General features: G+C 72.0%; 9 protein-coding genes. 2 read left to right on the top strand and 7 right to left on the bottom strand.

Features of this window, described 5'->3' with window-relative positions:
- Positions 1-1,711: maltose alpha-D-glucosyltransferase (gene treS / locus ACRWND_RS18405; RefSeq protein WP_431950637.1), on the bottom strand; the 1,711-nt coding region annotated here is incomplete at its 3' end.
- On the bottom strand, positions 1,708-3,705 hold the full coding sequence (locus ACRWND_RS18400) for an alpha-1,4-glucan--maltose-1-phosphate maltosyltransferase (protein ID WP_431950635.1): 1,998 nt from the start codon (positions 3,703-3,705) through the stop codon (positions 1,708-1,710). The genes ACRWND_RS18400 and treS, both read right to left, overlap by 4 nt.
- A gap of 606 nt (positions 3,706-4,311) precedes the next feature.
- On the opposite strand from ACRWND_RS18400, the gene glgP reads away from it, so the two are divergent.
- Positions 4,312-6,948, top strand: coding sequence for an alpha-glucan family phosphorylase (gene glgP, locus ACRWND_RS18395; protein WP_431950647.1), 2,637 nt, complete (start codon positions 4,312-4,314; stop codon positions 6,946-6,948).
- Positions 6,949-7,031: 83 nt separating this feature from the next.
- On the opposite strand, the gene ACRWND_RS18390 is transcribed toward glgP, so the two are convergent.
- From ACRWND_RS18390 to glgX, 5 genes are all read right to left on the bottom strand, one after another.
- Complete coding sequence (locus ACRWND_RS18390; protein WP_431950633.1) at positions 7,032-9,407, bottom strand: M4 family metallopeptidase; 2,376 nt, start codon at positions 9,405-9,407, stop codon at positions 7,032-7,034.
- Between the two features lie 309 nt (positions 9,408-9,716).
- On the bottom strand, positions 9,717-11,603 hold the full coding sequence (locus ACRWND_RS18385) for an ABC transporter ATP-binding protein (RefSeq protein ID WP_431950631.1): 1,887 nt from the start codon (positions 11,601-11,603) through the stop codon (positions 9,717-9,719).
- The gene (locus ACRWND_RS18380) at positions 11,600-13,450 is read right to left on the bottom strand and encodes an ABC transporter ATP-binding protein (protein ID WP_431950629.1); all 1,851 of its coding nucleotides are present in this window, start codon (positions 13,448-13,450) and stop codon (positions 11,600-11,602) included. The genes ACRWND_RS18385 and ACRWND_RS18380 overlap by 4 nt, the downstream gene beginning before the upstream one ends.
- 34 nt (positions 13,451-13,484) lie before the next feature.
- Positions 13,485-14,756: an MFS transporter gene (locus tag ACRWND_RS18375; protein ID WP_431950627.1), complete on the bottom strand. Its 1,272-nt coding sequence runs from the start codon at positions 14,754-14,756 to the stop codon at positions 13,485-13,487.
- A gap of 63 nt (positions 14,757-14,819) precedes the next feature.
- Positions 14,820-16,958, bottom strand: a complete 2,139-nt coding sequence (gene glgX / locus ACRWND_RS18370; RefSeq protein ID WP_431950645.1) for a glycogen debranching protein GlgX — start codon at positions 16,956-16,958, stop codon at positions 14,820-14,822.
- 642 nt (positions 16,959-17,600) lie between these two features.
- On the opposite strand from glgX, the gene ACRWND_RS18365 reads away from it, so the two are divergent.
- Positions 17,601-18,737 (top strand): L,D-transpeptidase, encoded by a 1,137-nt coding sequence (locus ACRWND_RS18365; protein WP_431950643.1) that lies wholly within the window; start codon positions 17,601-17,603, stop codon positions 18,735-18,737.
- Positions 18,738-18,859 lie beyond the last annotated feature (122 nt).

The following is an 18,859-nucleotide window of genomic DNA, read 5'->3' as shown; positions in this document are numbered from 1 at the left end:
CGTCGCGGCGCAGCCGGAACCAGTAGAAGCCGTGACCGGCGAGGGTGAGCAGGTAGGGCCATTCGCCGATGGCCGGGAAGCGCACTCCGCCGATCAGCTCCACGGGGTGCCGGCCGGTGAAGGGCCGCAGGTCGAGCTCGGTGGGCTGGGCGAAGCGCGAGAAGTTGTTCACGCACAGGACGAGGTCGTCGCCCCTGCCCTCGGTCGAGGGGGCCTCGCGCAGGAAGGCCAGGACCGCCGGGTTCGTGGAGGGCAGTTCGGTGTACGACCCCAGGCCGAAGGCCGGGTTCTGCTTGCGGATCTCGACCATCCGGCGGGTCCAGTGCAGCAGCGAGCTCGGGGAGCTCATCTGTGCCTCGACATTGGTGACTTGGTAGCCGTAGACCGGGTCCATGATGGTGGGCAGATAGAGCCGTCCCGGGTCGCAGGAGGAGAAGCCCGCGTTGCGGTCGGGAGTCCACTGCATCGGGGTGCGCACCGCGTCGCGGTCCCCGAGCCAGATGTTGTCGCCCATGCCGATCTCGTCGCCGTAGTAGAGGATCGGCGAGCCCGGCAGGGAGAGCAGCAACGCGGTGAAGAGCTCGATCTGGTTGCGGTCGTTGTCCAGCAGCGGGGAGAGCCGGCGCCGGATGCCGATGTTGGCCCGCATGCGCGGGTCCTTGGCGTACTCCGCGTACATGTAGTCGCGCTCTTCGTCCGTCACCATCTCGAGCGTCAACTCGTCGTGGTTGCGCAGGAAGATGCCCCACTGGCAGTTGCGCGGGATGGCCGGGGTCTTGGCGAGGATCTCCGAGACCGGGTAGCGGGACTCCCGGCGCACCGCCATGAAGATGCGCGGCATGACCGGGAAGTGGAAGGCCATGTGGCACTCGTCGCCGCCCTTGGCGTAGTCGCCGAAGTAGTCGACGACGTCCTCGGGCCACTGGTTGGCCTCGGCGAGCAGCACCGTGTCGGGGTAGTGGGCGTCGATCTCCTGGCGGACCCGCTTCAGGAAGTCGTGGGTGCGCGGCAGGTTCTCGCAGTTGGTGCCCTCCTCCTGGTACAGGTACGGCACCGCGTCCAGCCGGAAGCCGTCGATGCCGAGGTCCAGCCAGAAGCGCAGGGCGGCCAGGATCTCCTCCTGCACCTTGGGGTTCTCGTAGTTGAGATCCGGCTGGTGCGAGAAGAAGCGGTGCCAGTAGTACTGCTTGCGCACCGGGTCGAAGGTCCAGTTGGAGCTCTCGGTGTCGACGAAGATGATGCGGGCGTCCTGGTACTGCTTGTCGTCGTCCGCCCAGACGTAGTAGTCGCCGTAGGGGCCGTCCGGGTCGGTGCGGGACTGCTGGAACCACTCGTGCTGGTCGCTGGTGTGGTTGACGACGAAGTCGATGATCACGCGCATCCCGCGCTGGTGGGCGGCGTCCACGAACTCCACGAAGTCGGCCAGGTCCCCGAATTCCGGCAGTACGGCCGTGTAGTCCGAGACGTCGTAGCCGCCGTCGCGCAGCGGCGAGGCGAAGAACGGCGGCAGCCACAGGCAGTCGACGCCGAGCCACTGCAGATAGTCAAGTTTGGCGGTGAGTCCCTTGAGGTCGCCGATGCCGTCGCCGTTGCTGTCCTGGAAGGACCGTACGAGCACCTCGTAGAAGACGGCCCGCTTGAACCAGTCGGGGTCCCGGTCCTTGGCCGGGGTGTCTTCGAACGTGTCAGGTACGGGTTCGTTGACGATCAAGTGGGTGACCCTCCTGTCGATGGAGTAGGTCGCAGGGTGAGGATGTGCGCGGGCGCGCGGCCCGGTTCGAGGCGCACATAGTTGTCCCTGCCCCAGTGGTAGGTCTCGCCGGTGAGCTCGTCGCGCACCGGGATGGACTCGTGCCATGCGAGGCCGAGGTCCGGCATGTTCAACGAGACGGTCGCCTCCTGGGTGTGGTGCGGGTCCAGGTTGACGACCACCAGTACGACGTCCCCGCCGTCGCCCGAGCGCTTGGAGTACGCCAGCACCGCGTCGTTGTCCACGGGGTGGAAGCGCAGGTCGCGCAGCTGCTGGAGCGCGGGGTGGCGGCGTCGCAGCCGGTTCAGCGTGGTGAGCAGCGGAGCCAGCGAACGGCCTTCGGCCTCGGCTGCCGCCCAGTCACGGGGCCTCAGCTCGTACTTCTCCGAGTGTAGGTACTCTTCGCTTCCCTCGCGCACCGGCGCGTTCTCGCAGAGCTCGTACCCGGCGTACACCCCCCAGGTGGGCGAGAGCGTCGCCGCCAGGACCGCGCGCACCTCGAACGCCGGACGGCCGCCGTGCTGCAGGTAGGCGTGAAGGATGTCCGGGGTGTTGACGAAGAAGTTGGGCCGCATGTAGCTCGCGGCCTCGCCCGACAGCTCCGTCAGGTACTCGGTCAGTTCGTGCTTGCCGTTGCGCCAGGTGAAGTACGTGTACGACTGCTGGAAGCCGATCTGGGCCAGTGTGCGCATCATCGCCGGACGGGTGAACGCCTCCGCCAGGAAGATGACGTCGGGGTCGGTGCGGTTGATGTCGGCGATGACCTTCTCCCAGAACACCACCGGTTTGGTGTGCGGGTTGTCGACGCGGAAGATCCGCACCCCGTGGTCCATCCAGTGCCGCAGCACCCGCTCGGTCTCCTGCACGATGCCGCCGAAGTCGGCGTCGAAGGCGATCGGGTAGATGTCCTGGTACTTCTTCGGCGGGTTCTCGGCGTACGCGATCGTGCCGTCCGCCCGGGTGGTGAACCACTCGGGGTGCTTGCCGACCCACGGGTGGTCCGGGGAGCACTGCAGCGCGAAGTCCAGGGCGATCTCCAGCCGCAGCTCGCGGGCCCGCTCCACGAAGAAGTCGAAGTCCTCGATCGTGCCGAGATCCGGGTGGACGGCGTCGTGGCCCCCCTCCGCGGAGCCGATCGCCCAGGGCGAGCCCACGTCGTGCGGGCCGGCTTCCAGCGCGTTGTCCGGCCCCTTGCGGAACGCTGAGCCGATCGGGTGGATGGGCGGCAGGTAGACCACGTCGAAGCCCATCGCGGCGATCGCCGGAAGCCGCTCGGCGGCCGTGCGGAAGGTGCCCGATGACGGTGGGCGGCGGCCCGTGGGGTCCACCACCGCTCCCTCGGACCTGGGGAACATCTCGTACCAGGACCCGAACAGCGCGCGCTGCCGCTCCACCTGGAGGGGCGCCGGGCGGGAGGCGCTCACCAGGTCGCGCAGCGGGTGCCGGCCGAGTACCTCCACCACCTCGGGCGCGAGCGCGGCGGCGTGCCGCTCCGCGGGGGTGCGGGAGGTGTCGCGCAGGGCGTCGGCGGCGGCCAGCACGACGGCCCGGCCGTCCTTCTTCGGCACCCCGGCCGCGGCGCGCTCGTGCAGTGCGGCCCCCTCGGCGAGGACCAGTTCGGTGTCGATGCCCGCGGGGATCTTGATGCCCGCGTGGTGCCGCCAGGTGGCCACCGGATCGCTCCAGGCCTCCACCGTGTACGTCCAGCGGCCCTCCGCGGTGGGCGTCACCTCGGCGCCCCACCGGTCGGTGCCGGGGGCGAGTTCGCGCATGGGGATCCGCGGACCGGAACGTCCCGACGGGTTGCGCAGGACCACGTTCGCCGCCACCGCGTCATGGCCCTCGCGGAAGACGGTGGCGGTGATCTGGAAGGTCTCGCCGACCACGGCCTTGGCGGGGCGGCGGCCGCAGTCGACGAGCGGGCGGACGTCCAGGACGGGGATACGACCGATCATTGCGCCTCACCTGTGGGTACGGGTGGCCGGGCGGGTACCTTCCGCTCTTTCTATCTGCTCCTTCGGATGCCTGCCTGTGGGCATGACCGCTCCTGTCCGCGTTCACTCGGGTGGGCGGATATCAGTTGTGGTACGGGGGTTCGGCGCCGCGTCGCGCCGGAGGGAGCCTGCCCATTGGATGACGGTCGAAAGCTCCACGGGAAGGGGTACTGACGCGTAAGTTGCGTGCGGGGCGGTCCCGGCGGCGTCCGGACGCACAGAACCGGCCACCTTCGGCCCGGACGGCGGACGCGACCGTCCGGCGCACCGGGACCCGCCCGTGCCCCGGTCGTGGACGCCCGATGTAGCCCTCGCGGTGCGCGTCGTCCGACCTGCCCTGCCGCGTCGGTCGTAGCCGTCGTCCGACACGCTGACGAGGCGCGCGCGGACGCGTGCGCGAGGAGTCGGGAACGCCCGTGACGTCCGGTGCGCCAGGCGCGGGAGCCGCGCGGCACGCCCGGCTTCGGGACATCGGGTACCCGGTTGTCACCACCGCACCGAAAGATGCCGCTACCGTCGGAGATGCGCTTCACTCAAGGTCAGGCATATGCACCGAAAGTGAGTGATGTGAAGGCTATTCGTCGATTCACCGTGCGAACCGTCCTGCCCGAACCACTACGTCCCCTGGGGGAGCTCGCGCAGAATCTGCGCTGGTCCTGGCACAACGAGACCCGCGAGCTCTTCCAGTCCGTCGACCCGGAGGGCTTCAGAGCGGCGGCCGGCGACCCCGTGCGGCTGCTCGGCGCCGTCTCCAAGGACCGGCTGAACGCCCTCGCCAAGGACCGCAGGTTCCTCCGCCGGCTCGACGCCGCCGTCGAGGACCTCCACGACTACCTCGGCAACCCGCGCTGGTACCAGGGCGCCGCCGAGGCCGGGGAACTCCCCTCCGCCATCGCCTACTTCTCGCCCGAGTTCGGCATCACCGCCGCGCTGCCGCAGTACTCGGGAGGACTCGGCATCCTGGCCGGCGACCACCTCAAGGCCGCCAGCGACCTGGGCGTGCCGCTGATCGGGGTCGGCCTGCTCTACCGGCACGGCTACTTCCGCCAGTCCCTGTCCCGGGACGGCTGGCAGCAGGAGCACTACCCGGTGCTCGACCCGAACGAGCTGCCGCTGTCGCTGCTGCGCGACGAGCACGGCGGCCCCGTCCTGATCGTCCTGGACCTGCCCGGCGGGCGCAGCCTGCGCGCCCACGTCTGGCTGGCCAGGGTCGGCCGGGTCCCGCTGCTGCTCCTGGACTCCGACGTCGAGGAGAACCACCCGGGCGAACGGGACGTCACCGACCGCCTCTACGGCGGCGGCAGCGAGCACCGGCTGCTGCAGGAGATGCTGCTCGGGATCGGCGGCGTCCGGGCCGTGCGCACCTACTGCGCGCTGACCGGGCACCCGGAGCCCGAGGTCTTCCACACCAACGAGGGCCACGCGGGCTTCCTCGGGCTGGAGCGCATCCGCGAACTCGCCGCCGACGGGGAAGGACTGGACTTCGACTCGGCCCTGGAGGCCGTGCGGGCCGGCACCGTCTTCACCACCCACACCCCCGTGCCGGCGGGCATCGACCGCTTCGACCGCGAGCTGGTGGCCCGGCACCTCGGCGACGACGGCGAGCTGCGCGGCGTGGACGTCCAGCGCGTGCTGGAGCTGGGGATGGAGACCTACCCCGGCGGCGACCCCAACGTCTTCAACATGGCCGTGATGGGGCTGCGCCTCGCCCAGCGCGCCAACGGCGTGTCGACCCTGCACGGCCGCGTCAGCCGCGAGATGTTCGCCGGGCTGTGGCCGGGCTTCGACCCGGAGGAGGTGCCGATCACCTCCATCACCAACGGCGTGCACGCCCCCACCTGGGTGGCGCCGCAGGTCTTGCGGCTCGGCGCCCGGCAGGCCGGCGTCCGCAACGTCGAGGACGCCATGACCACCGGGCTCGACGACACCTGGGAGAGCGTCTTCCGCATCCCCGACGCCGCGATCTGGGAGCTGCGCCGGGAGCTGCGCGAACACCTCGTGCGGGAGGTGCGCCGCAGGGTGCGCGCCTCGTGGCGGCACCGCGGCGCCGGCTCGGCCGAACTGGGCTGGGTCGACGACGTCCTCGACCCGGACGTGCTGACCATGGGCTTCGCCCGCCGGGTCCCGTCGTACAAGCGGCTCACCTTGATGCTGCGCGACCAGGACCGGCTGATGGAGCTGCTGCTGCACCCGTCCCGGCCGATCCAGATCGTGGTCGCGGGCAAGGCGCACCCGGCCGACGACAGCGGCAAGCGGCTGGTGCAGGAGCTGGTGCGCTTCGCCGACGACCCCCGGGTGCGGCACCGCATCGTCTTCCTGCCGGACTACGACATGGCCATGGCCCAGCACCTCTACCCCGGGTGCGACGTCTGGCTGAACAACCCGCTGCGGCCGCTGGAGGCGTGCGGCACCTCGGGCATGAAGGCCGCGCTGAACGGCTGCCTCAACCTGTCCGTCCTGGACGGCTGGTGGGACGAGTGGTTCGACGGCAACAACGGGTGGGCGATCCCCACCGCCGACGGCTTCGGCGCGGCCGGCGACCCCGACCGCCGCGACGACATCGAGGCCGCCGCCCTCTACGACCTGATCGAGAACCAGGTCGCGCCCCGGTTCTACGACCGCGGCGCGCACGGTCTGCCGGTCCGCTGGATCGAGATGGTCCGGCACACCCTGAGCACCCTGGGCCCGAAGGTGCTCGCCGGGCGCATGGTCCGCGAGTACGTGACCCGTCTCTATGCGCCCGCCGCGCGCGCCCACCGCCTCGTGGGCGGCGCGGAGGCCGCCGGACTCGCCGCGTGGAAGCGCCGGGTGCGCGAGCGGTGGCCGCAGGTCGCCGTCGACCATGTGGAGACCACGGCGGCGGTCGGCGGCACACCGGAGCTCGGGACGACGCTGACCCTGCGGGTCCAGGTGACCCTGGGTGGCCTGGAGCCCGGGGATGTGGACGTCCAGGTGGTGTCCGGGCGGGTCGACGACTCCGATCGGATCGCCGACCCGGCGGTGGTGTCCCTCAAGCCGGGTGGGCGGCCGGATGTGGAGGGCCGCTGGCTCTTCGAGGGACCGCTCGCTCTCGACCGGACGGGTCCTTTCGGTTACACCGTGCGTGTCCTGCCGACGCACCGGCTGCTCGCCTCTGTCGCGGAGCTCGGGCTCATCGCCGTGCCGCCGGAAGTGGCGGGGATGACGGCCGGCGTGCTGCGCTGAGCGGACGTCAGAGCAAACACGGTTGGGCCCCGGTCGTCGAGGGTGACGGCCGGGGCCCGGTGTTCGCGATCAGCCGGTGCGGATCAGTTGCCGGTGGTCACCGCGGTGTCGTCGATCACGAAGCTCGTCTGCAGCGAGGAGTCCTCGGCGCCGGTGAACTTCAGGGTCACGGTGGAGCCGGCGAAGGCGTCCAGGCTGAAGGACTTCTGGGTGTAGCCCGATGCCTTGTTGAGGTTGGAGTAGGTGGCCAGGGTGGTCGATCCGGCGGTGACCGTCAGCTTGTCGTACTGGGTGCTGGTGGTCGTCTCCGCGGAGTCGATGTGCAGCCAGAAGCTGAAGGTGGCCCTGCAGCCGGCCGGGACGCTCACCGACTGGGAGAGCGTGTCGGTGTGGGTGGTGGCGTAGCCGTTGAGCCACGCCTTGTACGAACCGCCGTGGGCGGCCTGGGCGCGGTCGTTGGTGATGACGCCGGTGGACGCGGTCCAGGAGGCACTGCCCGACTCGAAGCCGGGGTTGCCGAGCAGTTGCGTCGTAGCGCAGCTGCCGGGGGCGTTGACCGTCCAGGTGAAGGAGGCGGTGCCGGTCTTGGCGGCGCTGTCGGTGACCGTGACCGTGGTGCTGTAGGTCCCGGCGGCGGTCGGGGTGCCGGAGATCAGCCCTGTGGAGGAGTTGATCGTCAGCCCTGCCGGCAGGCCGGTCGCCGCGTAGCTCAGGGCGCCGCTGTTGGTGCTGCTGGCCTGGATCTGCAGGCTGACGGCGGTGCCGGTGACGCTGGACCGGTTGCCCGGGTTGGTGACCGTGACGCCCTCGACGGGGGCCCGGCTGCCGACGCCGATGGCCGCGAAGGCGTTCTGCACGCCCGCGTACTGGGCGGAGGAGGCGCCGTAGAGCGACGAGGCGGCGTTCAGCGCGGCGGTGCGGGCGCCCGCGTAGTCGGTGTTGCTCGTCATGTACGTGGTCAGTGCCTTGTACCAGATCTGCAGCGCGGCGGCGCGGCCGATGCCGGTGACCGGAAGGCCGTCGACGGTGGGACTGTCGTAGGAGACCCCGTTGACCACCTTGCTGCCGCTGCCCTCGGCGAGCAGGTAGAACATGTGGTTCGCCGGGCCCGAGGAGTAGTGGACGTTGATGTTGCCGAGGCCGGAGTACCAGTAGTCGGCCGACAGGCCGTCCTTGGAGGGCTCGTCCATGTAACGCAGCGGAGTGCCGTTGCCGTTGATGTCGATCTTCTCGCCGACGAGGTAGTCACCGGGGTCGGCGCTGGTGTCGGAGTAGAACTCGACGCCGGCGGCGAAGATGTCGGAGGTGGCCTCGTTCAGCCCGCCGGACTCCCCGGCGTAGATGAGGTTGGCGGTGGCGGAGGTGACGCCGTGGCTCATCTCGTGGCCCGCGACGTCGAGGGCGGTCAGCGGGCGGTTGCCGCCGACGCCGTCGCCGTAGAGCATGCAGAAGCAGCTGTCGTCCCAGCCGGCGTTGTCGTAGTTGGTGCCGAAGTGGACCCGCGAGGACGCGCCGACACCGTCGTTCCTGATGCCGTTGCGGCCGAAGGTGTCCTTGTAGAAGTCCCAGGTCTCCTGGGCGCCGTAGGCCGCGTCGGCCGCCGCGGTCTGGACGCCCGCCCCCGTGCCGTCGCCCCAGATGTCGTCGGCGTCGGTGAAGAGCGTGCCCGTGCCGCCGGTGGCGTGGTTGAGGTTGTACGTCTTGTGGCCGCCGCGCGTGTTGTCGGTCAGCTGGTACGTCGAGCCGGACAGCGTGGTGCTGAGCGACACCCGGCCGCTGTACTGGGTGTTCCCGGTGCCGGTCTTGACGTCGTCGTAGCGGGACAGCTCGTCGCCGGTGGCGGCGTCGGTGATCACATGCAGCCGGCTCGGGGTGCCGTCGTCCTGCACACCGCCCACCACCGTCTCCCAGGCGAGCTTCGGCTCGCCCCGGCCCGCCCAGACGACCTTGCGGGCGTCCTTGGCGGCGGGGGCCGCGACGTCGAGGGCCTTGGCGCTCCTCAGGGCGGAGGCGGTGGCGGCGGTTCCGGACACCTTCGGCGTCGTCGAGGGCACCGTGATCTGCTTGTCGGTGTTGAACGTGGTGCTCAGCGTGCCGGTGTCCTTCGCCGGGCTGTGCACCACGAGGTCGCCCCCGAGCACCGGGAGCCCGGCGTACGTCCGCTCGTAGCGGGTGTGCAGCGTGCCGTCGGCGTCCTTGACCACGTCCTTGACGACGAGCTTCTCCTTGGCGCCCAGGCCGAGTCGCCCGGCCGTGGCGTCCGTCTCGCCGTCGGCGCTCCTGATGAGCGCGGTGCGCTGGGCCGGGGTCAGCGGGGCCTCGAGCGCACCGGCGCGGAGGGTGCTGGTGTGGGGGGCGGGGTCCGCCGCGGCGGTGGTCACCGGTATACCGACGGCGAGGAACGCGACGGTGGCGACCAGGCTGGTGGCCGCGACCGCCGTGTGGGGGGTTCGTCTCACGCAAACTCCTACTGCGTCGGCCGCGTGCAGCGGCCGGGACAGCCGGGCAGACGGGGTGTGCTGCCCGGGTGGAACTGGGCGTGCGGGTGGGATACGGGTGGGTGTGCGGACGAGCGCCGGGCGCAGGGTGGGTGGGGTGCGTCCACCGGTGCTGCGACCGACCCGGGAAGATTGCCATCACTTCCGGAGCAGTGTCATGCGCGTGCCAACAAATGGCCGGATCTGCTCTCTTGGGGATCTTCGCTCCGCGCGGGACACCGCATGCCGAAGGCCGGTGACGGACCCTCCGTCACCGGCCTTCGGCACGGGTCAGACGAGGCTGTCTCGCCAGGCCTGGTGCAGATCCGCGAAGCGGCCCGCGCCCGAGACGAGTGCGGCCGGGGTGCCGTCCTCCACGACGCGGCCCTGGTCCATCACCAGCACCCGGTCCGCGATCTCCACCGTCGACAGACGGTGCGCGATGATCACCGCCGTGCGGCCGCGCAGCACCTCGCGCATGGCCTGCTGCACCGCCCGTTCGCCCGGTACGTCCAGCGAGGAGGTCGCCTCGTCCAGGATGAGCACCGCGGGGTCGGCGAGCAGCGCGCGGGCGAAGGCCACCAACTGGCGCTGGCCCGCCGAGATGCGGCCGCCGCGCTTGCGGACGTCGGTGTCGTAGCCCTCGGGCAGCGCGGCGATGAAGTCATGGGCGCCGATCGCCCTGGCGGCCTGCTCGATCTCCTCGCGGGTGGCCTCGGGGCGCCCGATGGCGATGTTCTCGGCGACGGTGCCGGAGAAGAGGAAGGCCTCCTGGGTCACCATGACCACCCCGCGTCGCAGCTCGGGCAGGGACAGATCGCGCAGGTCCACCCCGTCGAGGGTGACCCGGCCCTCGGTCGGGTCGTAGAACCGGGCCAGCAGCTTGGCCAGCGTCGACTTGCCCGCGCCGGTGGCGCCCACGACCGCGACCGTCTGCCCTGCGGGCAACCGCAGGTCGAAGCGGGGCAGCACCTCCCCGCCGGTGCGGTAGGCGAACCGGACCTGCTCGAAGACGACCTCGCGGCCGGGGATGGCCGCCTCCCGGGCCGGCAGCGCCCGCGGCGTCTCCGGCTCGGGCACCGACGGCCGCTGGGCCAGCAGCCCGGCGATCTTCTCCAGCGACGCGGCCGCCGACTGGTAGGAGTTGAGGAACATCCCGAGGGGGTCGATCGGCGCGTACAGCCGCCGCAGGTAGAGCACGAAGGCGGCGAGCACACCGAGCGCCAGGGAGCCGGAGGCCACGCGGTACGCGCCCCACAGCACCACCAGCGCCACCGAGGTGTTGGCGATCAGCCAGGAGGAGACGGTGAAGCGGCCCATCTCCAGGATCGCGTCGCCGTTGGCCTGCCGGTGGGCGGTGTTGAGCTCGTCGAACGCCTCGTCGTTCGCCTTCTCGCGGCGGAAGGCCTGCACGGGCCGGATGCCGTTCATCGTCTCGGTGAAGCGCACGATGACGGCCGCGATCGCGGCGGAGCGGCGCGTGTAGACCTTGGCCGACCGGCGCCGGAAGATCCGCACGGTCACCACCAGCGGCACCGCGGTGGCCAGAGCGAACAGACCGAGCCCCCAGTCCAGCCACAGCAGGACCGCCGAGATGTAGAGGACCGACAGCCCCACGTTCAGCAGCTCCTGGAGGCCCTCGGTCAGCAGCTCCCGGATCGACTCCACGTCGGAGGTGGCGCGGGCGATGATCCGGCCCGAGGTGTAGCGCTCGTGGAAGTCCAGGCCGAGGGCCTGGGCGTGGCGGAAGATCCGGCCGCGCAGCTCGACCAGCACGTCCTGGCAGACTCGTCCGGCCTGCCGGATGAACGAACGCTGCAGCAGACCGCCGGCGACGGCGCAGCCGATGTAGCCGACCGCCACCGCGATCAGCGGGCCGTTGTCGTCGCGGCGCAGCGCCGGGATGGCCCGGTCGATCGCCACCGCCACGATCAGCGGGCCCGCCTGCACGGCCGCCTGCTGCAGCAGCAGGATCACGGCCGCCAGCCACACGCGCCGCCGGTGCGGCCCGATCAGCTCCCGCAGCAGGGCGCGTGACGCCCCCTCGGGCGCCGGGAGCCGGTCCCGGTCGAAGGCGTCGTCCGCAGGGGCCTCCTGCGCCTTTCCGGTGCCCCGGAGACCCGCCGGTTCCTCGTCGGCCGACTGCGCGGCGGGCTGCGCCTGAGTGACGGACGTCATCGGGTGCTGCTCCCTTCGAATTGCTGGCGGTCCGGCGCGGCGGGCGTGCTCCCGTCCTGACCGGACATCAGGCGGCGGTAGGCCGCGGAGGAGGACAGGAGCTCCTGGTGGGTGCCGACCGCGGCGATCCGGCCCTCCGACAGCAGCGCCACCCGGTCGGCGAGCATCACCGTGGAGGGGCGGTGGGCGACCACCAGCGCCGTGGTGGTGGCCAGCACCTGCCGCAGGGCCGCCTCGACGAGGGCCTCGGTGTGCACGTCGAGGGCGGACAAGGGGTCGTCCAGCACCAGGAAGCGGGGGCGGCCGACGACCGCCCGTGCCAGCGCGAGCCGCTGCCGCTGACCGCCCGACAGGCTCAGGCCCTGCTCGCCGACCTGGGTGTCCACACCCAGCGGCAGCTTGTGGACGAAGTCGCACTGGGCGATCTCCAGCGCCCGCAGCAGATCCGCCTCCCCGGCGTCGGGCGCGCCCATCAGCACGTTCTCCCGCACGCTGGCGGAGAACAGGGTCGGTTCCTCGAAGGCCGTCGCGACCAGGGAGCGCAGGGTGGAGCGGGTGAGCAGCGCGGCGTCGATGCCGTCCAGCAGGACGCGGCCGCCGGTGGGCTCGTACAGACGCGGGATGAGCGCCGTCAGGCTCGTCTTGCCGCTGCCCGTCGCGCCGACCAGCGCCACCGTCTCGCCGCTGCGGATGTGCAGGTCGATCCCGGTGAGCAGGTCGGGGGTGCCCTCGGGGGCGTCGGGGTAGCGGAAGCGCACTCCGCTGAACCGGATGCCGTCGGCGGGCCGCTCCGGCCCACCGGGAACGGCCCCCGTGGCGCTGTGCGTCTCCGTGCCGGTCTCCGGCGGGATCTCGGTGTCGAGGACCTCGAAGACGCGGTCGGCGGCGGTGGCCGCCTCGTTGCTGAAGGACAGCAGCCAGCCCAGCGACTCCACCGGCCAGCGCAGCGCGAGCGCCGTGGACAGGAAGGCGACCAGGGTGCCGGCCGACAGGTCGCCGTCGGCGACCTGCACCACGCCCAGGACGAGGGCGGCGCCCAGGGCGACGTCCGGCAGGCCGGTGATGACCATCCACAGGTCGGCCAGCAGCCGGGCCTTGCGCAGTTCGGTGCCGCGCAGTTCGCGCGACTGCCGGCGGAAGGCCTCGGCCTGGTTGCGGTGCCGGCCGAATGCCTTGATGATGCGGATGCCGAGCACCGACTCCTCGACCAGCGTGGTCAGGTCGCCGACCTGGTCCTGCGCGTTCCGGGAGGCGATCTGGTAGCGCGCCTCGAAGTACGAGCACAGGATCACCAGCGGCACGACGGGGCCCAGCAGGATCAACCCGAGCGACCAGCGCTGCGAGAACAGGATCGCGAAACCCGCGACGATGGTGGCGGTGTTGACGGCCAGGAAGACCATCGGGAAGGTCAGGAACATCCGCAGGATCTGCAGGTCGTTCGTGGCCCGGGAGAGCAGCTGCCCCGATCCCCAGCGGTCGTGGAAGGCGACCGGCAGGCGCTGCAGCCGCCGGTACAGGTCGGCCCGCATCGTCGCCTCGAGCCCGGCCATGGGGCGCGCCACCAGCCAGCGCCGTACGCCGAACAGCCCGGCCTCCAGGAGGCCGAGCAGCAGCACCAGCCCGCCGCCGAGCCACACCCCGGACGGGTCGTGGTCGGCGACCGGGCCGTCCACGATCCACTCCAGGACCAGGGGGATCAGCAGCGCCAGGCAGGACGCGACCACGGCCACGCCGGCGGAGCCGAACAGCCGGTGGCTGATCGGCTTCACGTACGGCCACAGGCGCAGCAGTGAGCGCACCGCGGATCGGGAACGTTCGGGCTCGGGTTGGATGGTCGACTCAGGCATCGTTCCTGAGAGTACGTGCCACCACCGACAAAGCTCATCCCGATTTCCGGCCGAGGCCGCGCACGGCGGGCACCGCCAGCAGCGCCGCGCACACCAGCAGGGTCACCACGCCCCCGGCGAGGAGCACCGGCCGCGCCCCCAAGAAGCCCGCCGCCGGCCCTGCCAGGGCCTGGCCGACGGGCAGCATGGCGACCGAGCCGGCGACCTCGTACGCGTGGATCCGGTTGAGGATCGCGCCGGGCACCTGGGTCTGCACGCTGGTGGCCCACATCACACTCCAGAACGCCCAGGACGTCCCCGCGACCAGCACCGCCGCCGCCACCGCCGGCACCGGCAGCCCGGCGCCGACCGCCGCCGGGTAGAGCGCGAACCCGAACAGCGCCACCGCGCCGCCCCGCAGCGGCCGGGCCGGCCGCACCCGTATCGCCAGCAGCCCGCCGAGCGCGGTGCCGGCCCCCAGCGCGGAGGACACCAGCCCGTACGCCTTCGGGCCGTGCGCGGGCAGGATCTCCCCGGCCGCCAGCGGGGTCACCGGGCCCATCACGAGGATCATGAAGCCCATCCAGATGACGATCACCGACCACATCCAGGTGCGGGCCCTGAACTCCCGCCATCCCTCCACCAGGTCGGCCCGGAAGCTGCCGCGCGCGGCGGCGCCCCCGGGCTCCGGCGCCGCGCGCCTCGGCAGCCGGAGCAGCAGCAGGCACCCGGCGCTCACCGCGTACGTGCCGGCGTGTGCGGCGAACACCCCGCCCGCGGAGGTGAAGGCCACGAGCACGCCGGCGAGCGCCGGGCCGGCCAGCGCCATCAGCGACTCGGCGGTGCGCACCACCCCGTTCGCCTCCTGGACGTCCCGGGCCACCTGGGGCACCGTGCTGGCCACGCCCGGCTGGAACATGGCGCCCGCCACGCCGTTGACCGCGCCGATCAGGCAGATCTGCCAGAGCACGACCTGCCCGGAGAAGAACAGCCAGGCGGCCAGTGACTGCGTGCCCACCCGGACCAGGTCCGCGCCGATCATCAGGCCGCGGGCGCTGAACCGGTCGGCGAAGACCCCGCCGAAGACGACCAGACCGGCGAAGCAGGCGGTGAAGGACGCCATGGCGTAGCCGATGTCCCCGGCGCCGTAGCCGTGCTGCAGCAGTCCCGCCGACAGCGCGACGGGCAGCATCGAGTCGCCCAGCATGGCGACGCTGCGGGCGGTGAAGTACAGGCTGAACCCCCTTGACCACAGGCGGCCCTGGGGGGAGAGGGGCGTGCCGGGCCCCGGGGCGCACGGCGGCGGGGGCGAGGGTGCGGAGGTCACGGCCGACCAGTGTGGACTGGACCAATCGGCCGAGTCCACACCCCTGCCGCGGCGTCTCGCCTGTCAGACGGCGCGCAGCAGCAGCACCGTCCTGCCCGGCACGGTCAGCGCCCGGCCGGCGGGGTGCCGGCTGCCCGGCGGTTCGGCCTGGTCCTCGCGCGAGGTGTCGAGCAGCAGCTCGTACTCCCGGGCCCACGGCCCGCCGGGCAGGGTGAAGCGGGCCGGGCGGTGCGAGGCGTGGAGGACCACCAGGAAACTGTCGTCGGTCACCGGACGGCCGCGTGCGTCGCGGTGCGGGATGTCCGCGCCCGACAGGTACATCCCGAGCGTGGCCGTGGGGCCGTGCCAGTCGGCCTCGGTCATCTCCCGGCCCTGCGCGGTGAACCAGGCCAGGTCCCGCAGCCCGCCGGCGGACTGCGGCCGGCCGGAGAAGAAGGCCCGCCGGCGCAGCACGGGGTGCGCCTTGCGCAGCGCGATCAGCCGGGCGGTCAGCGCGCGCAGCGAGGCCCAGGCCGGGTCCTGCGGCAGCGACCAGTCCAGCCAGCTGATCTCGTTGTCCTGGCAGTACGCGTTGTTGTTGCCGCCCTGGGTGCGGCCCGCCTCGTCGCCGGCCACCAGCATCGGAACCCCGGTCGACAGCAGCAGCGTCGAGAGCATGTTGCGCAGTTGGCGCCGGCGCAGTTCGCCCACGGCCGGGTCGTCGGTCTCTCCCTCGTGGCCGCAGTTCCAGGACCGGTTGTCGTTGGTGCCGTCGCGGTTGTCCTCGCCGTTGGCCTCGTTGTGCTTGTGCTGGTAGGTCACCAGGTCGCGCAGGGTGAAGCCGTCGTGGGCGGTGATGAAGTTGACCGAGGCGTACGGCCGGCGCCCGCCCCAGGCGTACAGGTCGCTGGAGCCGGACAGCCGGTAGCCCAGGTCGCGCACGTCGTGCCGGGCGCCGCGCCAGAAGTCCCGGACGGTGTCGCGGTAGCGGTCGTTCCATTCCGTCCACAGCGGCGGGAAGGCGCCCACCTGGTAGCCGCCGGAGCCGACGTCCCAGGGCTCGGCGATGAGCTTGACCCGGCGCAGCACCGGGTCCTGGGCGATGACGGCGAGGAACGGGGAGAGCATGTCCACGTCGTGCATCGACCGGGCGAGCGCCGCGGCGAGGTCGAAGCGGAAGCCGTCGACGCCCATCTCGGTCACCCAGTAGCGCAGGGAGTCGGTGATCAGCCGGAGCACCTGGGGCTGGACGACGTGGAGGGTGTTGCCGCAGCCGGTGTAGTCGGCGTAGCGGCGCGCGTCCCCCTGCAGCCGGTAGTAGCCGTGGTTGTCGATGCCGCGCAAGGAGAGCGTGGGCCCGAACTCGCTGCCCTCGGCAGTGTGGTTGTAGACGACGTCGAGGATCACCTCCAGCCCCGCGTCGTGCAGGGCGCGCACCATCCGCTTGAACTCGCCCACCTGCTGCCCGCGGGTGCCGCTGGCGGCGTAGCCGGCGTGCGGGGCGAAGTAGCCGATCGAGTTGTAGCCCCAGTAGTTGCGCAGGCCCCGGCGCAGCAGGTGATCCTCGTGGGCGAACTGGTGCACCGGCAGCAGCTCGACGGCGGTGACGCCGAGGCCGGTGAGGTACTCGATCGCCGCCGGGTGGGCCAGTCCGGCGTAGGTGCCGCGCAGTTCGGGCGGGATACCGGGGTGGCGCATGGTGAAGCCGCGGACGTGCAGCTCGTAGAGGACGGAGTCCGCCCAGGGCGTCTTGGGCCGGCGGTCGTCCGTCCACGGGTCGTCGTCGTCCACCACGACGCCCTTGGGCACGTGCGGGGCGGAGTCGCGGTTGTCTCGGACGGTGTCGGCGACCGCCTGCTCCGGCCAGTCGCGCACATGGCCGTACACCTCGGGAGGCAGGGTGAAGTCGCCGTCGACCGCCCGCGCGTACGGGTCGAGCAGCAGCTTGGCCGGGTTCCAGCGGGCGCCGGTCCACGGGTCCCAGCGGCCGCCGACCCGGTAGCCGTAGCGGTGGCCGGGCAGCACCCCGGGCACGAAGCCGTGCCAGATCTCATGGGTCAGCTCGGTCAGCGGGACCCTGGTCTCGGCCCCCTCGTCGTCGAACAGGCACAGCTCCACCGACTCGGCGCCGCCCGCCCACAGGGCGAAGTTGGTGCCCGGGCGCCCGTCGGGGCCGGTGTGGAAGCGCGCCCCCAGCGGCTGGGGACTGCCCGGCCACACCATGGCACCCCCAAAACCGGCCGGCCCGGGCGCGGCCGGCGCGGTCGCCGGGCGCGGCAGCGGCACGGCCACGGGGGCGGTCCGGTGGCCGCCTGGGCGCGGCGTCGCGGCCCGGTCGACCGATTCGTCCTCGCGTGTCTCCGACACGTGCTCGCCTCCTGCGGCTCGGGGGACGCCGGATCCCGGCCGGCGGCGGCCGGGGCCCGTGCGCGGCGCGGTGTCCCCCCGCGTGCGCGTTCACGCCCTCCCGCTTTACTTTCCCGTTCACCCGGCGGCGTCACCTCGTTCCTCCGGGATGCCCCGGCCTTGAGGCCGGGGAGCAGTCCTGCGCCGCGTGCGAAGTCGTATTCCCCAGGGACAGGAAGTGCGCCCGTGCGATGCCGGTCCGAGCCGGTCTCACCCGGCTGGTGCTGATCGTGCAGGAGCCGGTGGACCGCGGGCCCCCAGCCGACGTGAGCCAGGAATCCCCGTCCTTGCGGAGGGTCCTTTCGGGCGGGAGGACGCCAAACGCCTGATCGATCGGAGCGGCGGAGCGGCGGAGCGGTTACCCCGGGGGCCCCCGGTCGTTGACCGAGCGTGACGACTGCGGTGCGGCGCGCTCTGCGCGCGGGGGCGGGGCTTGCCACCGCCATGTGGCTGGCGGGGATGCTGACGGCGTGCGGGCTGGGACTCGGGCCCGCGGACAGCGGTGCGGTGCGCGACGACACCCCGAAGGTGTCCCAGGCCAGGATCACCGTCACCCCGGCGGACGGAACCCGCGACGTGGAGGCGCACGACCCGCTCACGGTCGAGACGGAGGGGGGCAGGCTCACCTCCGTGCACGTCGAGGACGGCGACGGGGACGTGGTCGAGGGGGTGTTCACCACGGACCGCTCCCGCTGGCACGCCCGGTCGAGGCTGGCGCTCTCGGAGAAGTACACGGTGGACGCCGTCGCCGAGGACCCGGGGGGCCGGCGCGCCGCCAAGCACGCGGTGTTCACCACTCTCGTCCCCAAGAACACCCTCATCGGCTACTTCACCCCCGAGGACGGCCAGACGGTCGGCACGGCCATGATCGTCTCTCTGGACTTCAACCGGCCGGTCGCCGACCGCGAGGCCGTCGAGCGCGCCGTCCGCGTCCACTCCTCGCCCCCGGTGGAGATCGCCCCGCACTGGTTCGGCGACCGCCGCCTCGACTTCCGTCCCCGCGAACGCTGGCGCCCCGGCACGAAGGTGACGCTCTCCCTGCGGTTGCGCGACGTCGAGACCGCCCCCGGGGTGTACGGGGTGCAGTCCAAGGACGTCACCTTCGACATCGGCCGGGACCAGACCAGCACCGTGGACGCCGCCACGCACACCCTCACCGTGCGCCGCGGCGGGCAGGTCCTCCGCGTCCTGCCGATCTCGGCGGGCGCTCCGTCCAACCCGACGTACAACGGGGCGATGGTCATCACGGAGAAGCTCCGCCTGACCCGGATGAACGGGGACACCGTGGGCTTCGGCGGCGAGTACGACATCCCCGACGTCCCGCACGCCATGCGGCTCACCCGCTCCGGCACCTTCGTGCACGGCAGTTACTGGGCCGCACCCGGCACCTTCGGCGCGGCCAACACCAGTCACGGCTGCGTCGGCCTCTTCGACGTGAAGGGCGGCGGCACGGCCACGCCGGCGGGCTGGTTCTTCGCGCACTCGCTCGTCGGCGACCTCGTCACCGTCGTCAACTCCCATGACCGTGTCGTCTCCCCGGACAACGGGCTGGGGGGCTGGAACATGACCTGGGAGCAGTGGGCGGACGGGGCCTGAGACCGGCACCGGGCTCCGCGACTGGGACGGAACGGTGACAATACCGGGACCACAACACCGGGCGCGTGTGGTTCTCTGAACGAAGGTGAGGGGGACTCACACGTGGGCCGCGGGGCTGCGGC

The organism is Actinacidiphila sp. bgisy167, from assembly GCF_965342175.1.
Classification (GTDB): Bacteria; Actinomycetota; Actinomycetes; order Streptomycetales; family Streptomycetaceae; genus Actinacidiphila.
Note: the sequence above shows the minus strand (reverse complement) of the source record. Positions and strands in the feature narration are given on the sequence as shown.